The organism is Halomonas sp., assembly GCF_041689495.1.
In the GTDB taxonomy this organism is placed as follows: domain Bacteria; phylum Pseudomonadota; class Gammaproteobacteria; order Pseudomonadales; family Halomonadaceae; genus Halomonas.
On the sequence record NZ_JBDNGD010000415.1, the window covers coordinates 1 to 9,313 of the forward strand.

The window sequence follows — 9,313 nt, forward strand, 5'->3', positions numbered from 1 at the left end:
CCGCGGGGGCCGCCGACGCCGGGCGTCCGGCGAACTTCAGTTCCTGGCCCAGGCCTTCTCGAAGCAGGTCGCTCACCGCGCGCATATGATGCTGGCTGGAATACCAGGCACCCTGATTGAGCGGTTCTTCCTGGCACCACACCACCGTATCGGCATTGACATAATCCTTGATGGCGTCCTCGAGTTCGTCCTTCGGGAAGGGATAGAGCTGTTCGATCCGCAGGATGGCGACATCGTCACGGGCGTTCTCCTCCCGCCAGTTCGCCAGATCATAGTAGACCTTGCCGGCGCAGAGAATGATGCGTTCGATACCGGCAGGATCTTTCTTAGCCTGATCGGGCAGAACCATCTGGAACTTGCCATCGGAGAGTTCCTCAAGCGTCGAGGTCGCCTCCTTGTGACGCAGCAAGCTCTTGGGCGTCATCACTACCAGCGGCTTGCGCAGCGGGCGAATCACCTGACGCCGCAGCATGTGGAAGATCTGCGCAGGTGTGGTCGGCACACAGACCTGCATGTTTTGTTCGGCGCACATCTGCAGGAAACGCTCGAGGCGAGCGGAGGAATGATCGGGACCCTGGCCCTCGTAACCATGGGGCAGCAACATGGTCAGCCCGCAAATGCGTCCCCACTTGGTCTCACCGGAAGAGATGAACTGGTCCACCACCACCTGGGCGCCGTTGAAGAAGTCACCGAACTGGGCTTCCCAGATGATCAGGGCCTTGGGCATGGTGGTGGCATAACCATACTCGAAGGCCAGCACGGCCTCTTCCGACAGGAAGGAATCGTGGATGGTGAAGCACGGCTGGCCGTCCGACATGTGCTGCAGCGGCACATAGGCCTTCCCATCCTTCTGGTTGTGAACCACCGCATGGCGGTGGGAGAAGGTGCCACGGGCCACGTCCTGCCCGGTAATGCGAATCGGATGCCCCTGATCGAGCAGGGTGGCATAGGCCAGGGTCTCGGCGAAGCCCCAGTTGACCGACAGCGCCCCCGCCTGCATCTTGCGGCGATCCTCGTAGAGCTTGGACACCTGCCGCTGGACCTCGATACCATCCGGGATTTCGCACATACGCCCTGCCAACTGCTGCAGGCGCTTGAGGTCGAAGGACGTATCGGCATCACCCGTCCACTCATGGCCAAGATAGGGCCGCCAGTCGACGAACAGCTCGGTATTGGGCTCCAGGACCAGCGCATTGGCCACATGGTTGCCGGCGTCCAGATCATCGCGGTAGGTCTCGATGAGCCGATTGGCCTCGTCTTCGCTGACCACGCCCTGGTCGACCAACCGCTGCGCATAGAGCGCCCGCGACGAGGGATGGTCCTTGATCTTGTGATACATCATCGGCTGAGTGCCGGACGGCTCATCGGCCTCGTTGTGGCCGCGTCGGCGATAGCACACCAGGTCGATCACCACGTCGCGCTTGAACTCGTGACGATAATCGAGGGCGACCTGGGTCGCATGCAGGACCGCATCGGGATCGTCCCCATTGACGTGGAAGATGGGGGTCTGGACCATCTTGGCGATATCGGTACAGTACTCGCTGGAACGAGTATCCAGGGGATGCGACGTCGTGAAGCCGATCTGGTTGTTGATGACGATGTGTATCGTGCCCCCGGTCTTGTAAGCACGGGTCTGGGACATCTGGAAGGTCTCCATGACCACGCCCTGGCCAGCGAAGGCCGCGTCGCCGTGGACGCTGATCGGCAGTACCTTGGTGCCATCCGGATCATCGCGACGATCCTGGCGAGCGCGTACCGAGCCCTCGACCACCGGCGCAACGATCTCCAGGTGGGAGGGGTTGAACGACATCGCCAGGTGAACCTCCCCACCCGGTGACATGATGTTGGAACTGAAGCCCTGGTGGTACTTGACGTCCCCCGAGCCGCGCTCGATGACCTTCTTGCCGTCGAATTCGTCGATCAGCTCGGAGGGATTCTTGCCGAGGATGTTGACGAGCAGGTTGAGACGCCCGCGGTGCGCCATCCCGATGACCACTTCCTTGGCCCCATAGGCGCCGGCGCGCTGGATCAGCTCATCCATCATGGGAATGAAGACTTCGCCACCCTCGATGCCGAAACGCTTGGTTCCCGGGTACTTGGAGGCCAGATAGGTCTCGAGGCCCTCGGCGGCGGTCAACCGCTCCAGGAAGTGCTTGCGAATGTCGTTGCTGAATTTCGGCGCCGAGCGAACCGATTCAAAACGTTGCTGGAGCCAGCGCTTCTCCTCGGTATCGACGATATGCATGACCTCGCAGCCGATGGAGCGACAGTAGGTCTGCTCCAGTGCGCTGACGATCTCCTTCAGCGGCGCCTTGTCCACGCCCATGAAGAAGGAGCCGGTCTGGAACTCGGTATCCAGGTCGGCCTTGGAGAGCTGGTGGAAGGAGAGGTCGAGATCGGGGACGGGGGTCGGGCTGCGCAGACCCAGAGGATCGATCTCGGCCTTCTGGTGCCCGCGGAAGCGGTAGGCGTTGATCAGCTGTAGAACCTTGACCTGCTTCTTGTTCTCGCCACTGTCGACGGCGGCACCCGAATGAGCGCTTCGCCGCTGCTGACCCAACTGGTAGAACTGGTCACGAATGGGGGAAAGCGGGACGTCCTGGGCAGCACCACCTTCGGGATCCGACAGCTCATCGAAATACTGTCGCCATTCCTCGGCAACGGCCTGAGGATCTTCCAGATATTGCTCGTAGAGCGCTTCCACATAGTGGGCATTGCCGCCACTCACGTGTGAGGAGCGCCACATCAACTCCATTATGCCTTCTTGCATATCTCGGTCACCCTGCACTGATGGGGTGTGATCGATGCCGCCGCCATGGTTCCAGAGGGACATCGCTGGTGCCCGGCCAGCCGGGCCTTGTCTTCTCCGGCGGGGCCGGCCGAAGGCCGGCAACCCATCATTCTATGGTCAAGAGCCGGCACCCAGGGCACCGGCTCTTGGTAATCTGCCGCCTTATTCGAGCAGCACATGCCGCCATTGGTAAGCGTGGCATATGATAACAAGCCCCGCGTCACGATTTAAGTGGCATTTGCCAGAAGCATGTCACGGATCTTGCCGATGGCACGGGTCGGGTTGAGCCCCTTGGGACAAACCGCGACACAGTTCATGATACCCCGGCAACGGAACACTGAGAACGGGTCCTCGAGCTCGGCGAGACGCTCCTGGGTAGCCGTATCGCGGGAATCGGCCAGGAAGCGGTAGGACTGCAGCAGGCCGGCGGGACCGACGAATTTCTCGGGATTCCACCAGAAGGAGGGGCAGGCGGAGGAGCAGCACGCACAGAGAATGCACTCGTAGAGGCCATCCAGCTTGTCTCGCTCCTCCGGCGACTGCAGGCGCTCGATGGCCGGTGCCGGCTGGTCATTCTGCAGATAGGGCTCGATCCGCTCGTATTGCTTGTAGAACAGCGCCATGTCGACCACCAGGTCACGGATCACCGGAAGGCCGGGCAAGGGACGCAGCACCAGTCGATTATCTTTCACCACCTCGGAGAGCGGGGTGATGCAGGCCAGGCCGTTCTTGCCGTTCATGTTCATGCCGTCGGACCCGCAGACACCCTCGCGACAGCTGCGACGATAGGCCAGACCGTTATCCTGCTCCTTCATCATGTGAAGCACATCCAGCACCATGACGTCACGCCCCTGGGTGTCGACATCGAGGTCCTCCATGTAGGGCGCGGAATCGGTTTCCGGATTGTAACGGTACAGGGATACCTGAAGATTGGACATTGTGACTCCCCCTTAGTAGGTGCGGATTTTCGGCTCGAACATATCGACGGTCCGAGGAGCGAAGTTGACGTCCCGCTTACCCAGCCGTTTCTCCAGCGGGAAGTACATCGAGTGCTTCATCCAGTTCACGTCGTCACGGTCCGGATAGTCATAGCGGGAATGGGCGCCACGACTCTCCTTGCGCTCCAGGGCCGCAATGGCAGTCGCCTCGGCCACCTCCATCAGGTTATCCAGTTCCAGCGCTTCGACACGCGCCGTGTTGAAGGTATTCGACTTGTCCGGCAGGTACGCCCCGGCGATACGCTCACGAAGTTCCGCGAGCTGCGTCACACCCTTCTGCATGTTGTCTTCCTCGCGGAAGACACCGAACGAGGTCTGCATGATGTCCTGCAGCGCACGCTTGAGCTCGGGGACGGTCTCCCCATCCGAGGACTCGTTCCAGCGGGTGATGCGCTTCATGGCCGTCTCGACGTCCGACTCGCTGGCATCGAGGTACTCGATGCCCTCGTTGAGCGCCCCCTCGATGTACATGCCGGCCGCACGGCCGAAGACCACCAGGTCGAGCAGCGAGTTGCCGCCCAGGCGGTTGGCACCATGCACGGACACACAGGCCGCCTCACCGCAGGCGAACAGACCGTTGATGATCTGATCGTTGCCGTCGGCATCCTGCATGATCGCCTGGCCATGCACATTGGTGGGGATACCTCCCATCATGTAGTGACAGGTCGGCACCACGGGGATTGGTTCCTTGGCCGGATCCACATGGGCGAATGTCTTGGACAGCTCGACGATGCCGGGAAGACGCTTGCCGAGCACCTCCTCGCCCAGGTGGTCGAGCTTGAGCAGGACATGGTCGCCCTTCTCGCCACAACCGCGGCCCTCGAGGATCTCCATGACTATGGAACGCGCGACCACGTCGCGGCCGGCCAGGTCCTTGGCATTGGGGGCGTAACGCTCCATGAAGCGCTCGCCATCCTTATTGACCAGGTAGCCACCCTCGCCGCGGCAGCCTTCGGTCACCAGGGTGCCGGCACCGTAGATACCGGTCGGGTGGAACTGCCACATCTCCATGTCCTGCATCGGGAAGCCGGCACGCAGCGCCATGCCGATACCGTCGCCGGTGTTGATCAGGGCATTGGTAGTGGAAGCATAGATGCGCCCGGCACCGCCGGTGGCCAGCACCGTGGCCTTGGCCTTGACCTGCACCACTTCACCAAACTCGATGTCCATGGCGATGCAGCCTACCACCTCACCGTTGGCGTTCTTCACCAGGTCGACGGCATACCATTCATTGAGGAAGGTGGTGTCATTCTTGAGGTTGTTCTGATAAAGGGTGTGCAGCAGGGCGTGGCCGGTACGGTCGGCGGCGGCACAGGTCCGAGACGCCTGGCCCCCTTCGCCGAAATTCTTCGACTGACCACCGAAGGGGCGCTGATAGATGCGGCCGTTGTCGAAGCGGGAAAACGGCAGGCCCATGTGCTCGAGCTCGAACACCGCCTTGGGGCCCTCGGAACACATGTACTCGGCCGCGTCCTGGTCGGCGATGTAGTCGCTGCCCTTGACGGTGTCATACATGTGCCAGCGCCAGTCATCGTTGGGGTCGGCCGAAGCGATGGCACAGGTGATACCGCCCTGGGCAGAGACGGTATGTGAACGGGTCGGAAAGACCTTGGAAAGGACGGCGGTTTTCTTGCCGGACTTGGCCAGTTCCAGGGCAGCACGCATGCCGGCCCCTCCACCGCCGATGATGATGGCATCGAACGTCAGGCTACGCATGTTGGACATGAATCAGGCTCCCCACAGAACTTGAATGCCCCAGACCAGGAACACGAAGATGGACAAAATGACGAGAATCTGGACACCGACACGGATACCGGTCGGCTTGAGATAGTCGGTGGTCACGGTCCACAGGCCGATCCAGGCATGGGCGGCCAGTGACACGAAGGCAAGCAACGAGAAGATTCGCATCCAGGTTTGCGAGAAGAGCCCGTTCCAGGCCTCATAATCGAGACCGGGATTGAACAGCAGATAGAGAACGATGAAAAGGGTGTAGAGCGCCAGAATAACGGCCGAGACACGCTGTATCAGCCAGTCGGAGAGGCCACTGCGACCCAGATTCGTGATGTTGGTTACCATATCCAGACTCCCGCCAGAATGATCAAAACGACACTCACCACCACGGTGGCCTGCGCCTTCTTGACGCCGCCCTCGAGGGTCACGCCGATGTCCAGATCCATCAGCAGATGCTTGATGCCGGCGACGAGGTGGAAGGCCAATGCCGACAACAGTCCCCAGGTGATCAACTTGGCAAGGACGTTGTTGGCCAGGGTGTCACGCACGGCCTCGAAGCCCAGCGGCGACGACAGTGACGTGTCCAGGGCCCAGAAGGCGAAGATCAGGCCGATGAAGAGGATTACCCCCGTGATGCGATGAGCAATCGACGTCAGGGCGGGAAGGGGAAATTGTATGGTGGTGAGATCCAGATTTACGGGTCGTTTGCTATTCACGGCTCTATACACACTCTCTTGGCCCACTCTGGATCATGTCGAACTGGCCCGAGCGGGCGGTGGTTTCGGGAAGAAGACGGCCATCGTCGTAGTATGGGCAAGCGCCGCCTTTTCCTGCCTGTCGCGCGAAGGATTATAGGGCAGCGGCCCTCCCATGACAAATGAGGACGGGGCAGACTAGACCATGGTGCAAGGCACCATTACCTATACAAGACCATAATAAGAACATATTGTTCGTACAACTAACCCCTCGCCATGGGCTAATTGACAATCGCTGGGACGCTTCTATAGTGGGCAAACCTTGCTAGTGGGCAAACCTTTTCGCCGGCAGCGTCAGCGAAACAACGATATTTCGACCCACCACGTACTCGACAGGAGGCCACCATGGCTGACAGGAAAGCGACACTGACGGTAGACGGACTGGACGCGCCGATCGATCTGCCGATCTATTCGGGCAGTGTGGGGCCAGATGTCATCGATGTCCGCAAACTGGGTGCGCAAGGTCTCTTCACCTACGACCCCGGCTTCATGGTGACCTCGGCCTGCGAATCCGCCATCACCTACATCGATGGAGGCAAGGGCGTATTGCTGTACCGCGGCTATCCCATCGACCAGCTGGCCAAGGAATCCAACTTCGTCGAGGTATGCTACCTGCTGCTGTTCGGCGAACTGCCCAGCACCGAGCAGTACAGCGACTTCGAGAGCCGCATCACCAACCACACCATGGTCCATGACCAGATCAACAACTTCTTCAAGGGCTTTCGTCGCGACGCTCACCCGATGTCGATCATTTGTGGTGTCGTCGGTGGTCTGGCCGCCTTCTACCATGACCACATGAACATCACGGTAGCCGAAGACCGCGAGATCAGTGCGGTCCGCCTGATCGCCAAGATGCCGACCCTGGCGGCGATGTGCTACAAGTACAACATCGGCCAGCCCTTCAACTATCCGCGCAACGACCTGAGCTATGCAGAGAATTTCCTCTACATGATGTTCAGCAACCCCTGCGAGGAGTACAAGAACAACCCGGTGTTTTCCAAGGCCATGGACCGCATCTTCATGCTCCATGCCGATCACGAGCAGAACGCCTCCACCTCCACGGTGCGGCTGGCCGGCTCCACCGGCGCCAATCCCTACGCCTGCATCAGCGCCGGCATCGCCGCCCTCTGGGGACCGGCACACGGTGGCGCAAACGAAGCCGTTCTCAATATGCTCGATGAGATCGGCGACGACTCCGAAGAGAACATCCAGCGCTTCGTGGACCGCGCCAAGGACAAGGATGACCCCTTCAAGCTGATGGGCTTCGGCCACCGCGTCTACCGCAACTTCGACCCGCGTGCCAAGGTCATGAAGGAGACCTGCGACGAGGTCTTGAGCGAGCTCGGCAGGGCCGACGACCCGCAGCTCAAGATTGCCAAGCGCCTCGAGCAGATCGCCCTGGAAGACGAGTACTTCATCGAGCGCAAGCTCTATCCGAACGTCGACTTCTACTCCGGCATCATCCTCAAGGCCATGGGCATCCCCAAGAACATGTTCACCGTCATCTTCGCGGTGTCCCGCACCATCGGCTGGATCTCCCACTGGCACGAGATGATCACCGGCGACTACAAGATAGGTCGTCCCCGCCAGCTCTATACTGGCCATACCCAGCGCGACTATCCCGCCAAGTAAGGTGCCTATACAGTCGCGCACTCTGCAGGAAGCCGCCCACGGGCGGCTTTCTGCATCATTAACTCCAATTCCACCCAACAAGAGGAACAGACAAGATGAGCAAGAGTATTTCGACAGTCGCCTTTATCGGTCTGGGTGTCATGGGTTATCCCATGGCCGGCCATCTCGCCAAGGCAGGCCTCTCGGTCCGGGTCTACAACCGCACCAGCGCCAGGGCCGAGGCCTGGACCGCCGAGCATGGCGGCAGCCACCACGCGACACCTCGAGAAGCGGCTCAGGGTGCCGATCTGGTACTGGTCTGCGTGGGCAATGACGATGACGTCCGCCAGGTCACCACGGGTGACGGCGGCGTCCTCGAGGGGATGGCCGCCGACAGCCTGCTCGTCGATCACACCACCGCCTCGGCAGATCTCGCCGAGGAACTCGATACGGTCTGTCGCGACAAGGGCATCGGCTTTCTCGATGCGCCGGTCTCCGGCGGCCAGCAGGGGGCCGAAAACGGCACTCTGACCATCATGTGCGGGGGCAGCGAGGCGGACTTCGACAAGGCCCGTCCGATGCTCGACCACTACGGCAAGGCCGTCACCCTGATGGGCCCAGCCGGCAGCGGCCAACTGACCAAGATGGTCAACCAGATCTGTATCGCCGGACTCGTCCAGGGGCTGGCGGAAGGAATGCACTTCGCCGAGCAGGCGGGCCTCGACCAGCAACGGGTGATCGATGTCATCTCCAAGGGGGCAGCCGGCTCCTGGCAGATGGAGAATCGCCACAAGACCATGATCGCGGATGAGTACGAACATGGTTTCGCGGTGAACTGGATGCGCAAGGACCTAGGGATATGCCTGGACCAGGCGCGTCGCCTTCAGGCCCGACTGCCCGTGACGGCACTCGTGGACCAGTTCTACGCCGACGTCCAGGTACTGGGTGGTGGCCGCTGGGACACCACCTCACTGCTGCGTCGGCTGCGCGCGGTGGAAAAACGCTAGCACCCCCCCCCCCCCACAGGCCGCCCAATGGGGTGGCCGTTATCTTTTCGTCTCGGCCTCCTCGCGTCCGCCCAGCGTTCAGCGCGGATCACTTCTCGTGCCATGTCTCGTGCCATGCTCACTACCTAGCTCACTACCTATCTCTCCACCTTCCACTGACTGCCCCAGGTGCTGCCTGACATCCTGGCCAGGGGACTCGCTCAAGCACCAGCCACGGCTGACATTCCATGCTGGACGCGATTGACATTTCTCCACTTCCAAAAACTCGATTCCCCTGCCGAAAGGTGGGATATCTTTTCCACATAATCTGTGGATAAACCTGTTCACAAGCATGCGGGAACGCCATGAAATCGCCATGAACAGGCCGAAGACCTTAGATTGATCAATTTTTGACCTATTTTAACCTATTGTTTTAAAAGG

Annotated in this window: 7 protein-coding genes; 2 read left to right on the forward strand and 5 right to left on the reverse strand. The window is 60.6% G+C overall.

The genetic code is table 11. The annotated features are described in order from the left end of the window. The 5 genes from ACESMD_RS12905 to sdhC all read right to left on the reverse strand — a co-directional run. The coding region (locus ACESMD_RS12905; RefSeq protein WP_372613781.1) for a 2-oxoglutarate dehydrogenase E1 component at window positions 1–2,770 on the reverse strand (2,770 nt) is incomplete at its 3' end. Between the two features lie 248 nt (window positions 2,771–3,018). Next, window positions 3,019–3,729: a succinate dehydrogenase iron-sulfur subunit gene (locus ACESMD_RS12910; protein WP_372613783.1), complete on the reverse strand. Its 711-nt coding sequence runs from the start codon at window positions 3,727–3,729 to the stop codon at window positions 3,019–3,021. 12 nt (window positions 3,730–3,741) lie between these two features. Then, window positions 3,742–5,514 (reverse strand): succinate dehydrogenase flavoprotein subunit, encoded by a 1,773-nt coding sequence (gene sdhA / locus ACESMD_RS12915; RefSeq protein WP_372613785.1) that lies wholly within the window; start codon window positions 5,512–5,514, stop codon window positions 3,742–3,744. 3 nt (window positions 5,515–5,517) lie between these two features. Beyond that, window positions 5,518–5,865: a succinate dehydrogenase, hydrophobic membrane anchor protein gene (gene sdhD, locus ACESMD_RS12920; RefSeq protein WP_372613787.1), complete on the reverse strand. Its 348-nt coding sequence runs from the start codon at window positions 5,863–5,865 to the stop codon at window positions 5,518–5,520. Beyond that, a complete protein-coding gene (gene sdhC, locus ACESMD_RS12925; RefSeq protein WP_372613789.1) occupies window positions 5,859–6,236 on the reverse strand; it encodes a succinate dehydrogenase, cytochrome b556 subunit in 378 nt (125 codons plus the stop codon). Before sdhC ends, sdhD begins: the two co-directional genes overlap by 7 nt. A 384-nt stretch (window positions 6,237–6,620) precedes the next feature. Between sdhC and gltA the strand changes: the two genes are divergently transcribed. Beyond that, entirely contained in the window at window positions 6,621–7,907 is a 1,287-nt protein-coding gene (gene gltA, locus ACESMD_RS12930) for a citrate synthase (protein ID WP_372613791.1), read from the forward strand. Window positions 7,908–8,002: 95 nt separating this feature from the next. Further along, complete coding sequence (locus ACESMD_RS12935; protein WP_372613793.1) at window positions 8,003–8,893, forward strand: NAD(P)-dependent oxidoreductase; 891 nt, start codon at window positions 8,003–8,005, stop codon at window positions 8,891–8,893. Window positions 8,894–9,313: the final 420 nt, after the last annotated feature.

Bases quoted from the DNA above. Each gene is read 5' to 3' on its own strand.
- ACESMD_RS12910 (WP_372613783.1), bottom strand. From the start codon at position 3,729: ATGTCCAATCTTCAGGTATCCCTGTACCGTTACAATCCGGAAACCGAT.
- sdhA (WP_372613785.1), bottom strand. From the start codon at position 5,514: ATGTCCAACATGCGTAGCCTGACGTTCGATGCCATCATCATCGGCGGT.
- sdhD (WP_372613787.1), bottom strand. From the start codon at position 5,865: ATGGTAACCAACATCACGAATCTGGGTCGCAGTGGCCTCTCCGACTGG.
- gltA (WP_372613791.1), top strand. From the start codon at position 6,621: ATGGCTGACAGGAAAGCGACACTGACGGTAGACGGACTGGACGCGCCG.
- ACESMD_RS12935 (WP_372613793.1), top strand. From the start codon at position 8,003: ATGAGCAAGAGTATTTCGACAGTCGCCTTTATCGGTCTGGGTGTCATG.